This is a genomic window from Achromobacter sp. ACM03 (assembly GCF_014851665.1).
GTDB lineage: Bacteria > Pseudomonadota > Gammaproteobacteria > Burkholderiales > Burkholderiaceae_B > Achromobacter > Achromobacter aegrifaciens.
In genome coordinates, this window is sequence record NZ_JACVAD010000038.1 from 1 (window position 1) to 234 (window position 234).

A 234-nucleotide genomic window follows, 5' to 3' on the forward strand; every position below is an offset into this window, starting at 1 on the left:
CCTTGGCCACGCCGACGACGTTGGTGACGTCCGCGCCGAGGGTGTCGGCACCGGTGCCGGTGATGACGTTGCCGGAGGCGGTCAGTGCGGTGTCTTCCGTGACGGAAGCGGTGTCGGGCTTGGCTTCCGGAGCGGTGTCGGTGATGAGCACGACCAGGTCGTCGGACTTGACCTGGTTGGCCGCATCGGTGACGGTGACGGTGAACTTGTCGGTGACGGAGTCGTCGCCGGCGG

General features: G+C 67.9%; 1 protein-coding gene. It reads right to left on the reverse strand.

The window, feature by feature from the left end:
* On the reverse strand, positions 1-234 hold a 234-nt coding region (locus IB257_RS31915; RefSeq protein ID WP_192493342.1), incomplete at both ends, for a hypothetical protein.